The sequence below is a fragment of the Bacillus sp. C28GYM-DRY-1 genome, assembly GCF_030519405.1.
Classification (GTDB): Bacteria; Bacillota; Bacilli; order Bacillales; family Bacillaceae; genus Bacillus; species Bacillus spizizenii_A.
Map to the genome: position 1 here is coordinate 1 of NZ_JAUMKF010000079.1, position 387 is coordinate 387.

Genomic DNA, 387 nt, shown 5'->3' on the forward strand with positions numbered 1-387 from the left:
GGCGCGGGGGTGTCGTGGTCCCTCGTCCTCGTGCCCGACTCGGCTGTCGTCGTACTGCGCACGGCCACGCCTTCCACCTCTTCCGCCCCCGCCCACCCCGGTCCATCTGCATGGATCCTCTCTCAAAGACGGGGGGAGTGCGTGCGGGGTTCCGTGGGCGGAGCCCACGGGGGTCGTTCGTGCCGTTCCCCGCGCCCCCGAAGGGCGCCCCTAGCGGGGCTCCGGGGGCGCGTGCGGACCGCAGGTCGCCCGGGCCCCCGGAACCCGCCCCTCCAACAGGTACGCCTCCAAGTGGGCGTTCACGCACGCGTTCGGCCCGCCCCCGATCCCGAGCGACCCCGCCCCCGACTCCGTGACCAGGGAGGACCCCGCCAGACGCCGGTGCAT

General features: G+C 74.9%; 1 protein-coding gene. It reads right to left on the reverse strand.

The features are described 5' to 3' along the window. Positions 1 to 210: 210 nt before the first annotated feature. Entirely contained in the window at positions 211 to 387 is a 177-nt protein-coding gene (locus Q3W56_RS21065) for an alpha/beta hydrolase (RefSeq protein WP_368045784.1), read from the reverse strand.

Excerpts from the sequence above, each read along its gene's own strand:
- Q3W56_RS21065 (WP_368045784.1), bottom strand. The coding sequence starts at position 387 with ATGCACCGGCGTCTGGCGGGGTCCTCCCTGGTCACGGAGTCGGGGGCG.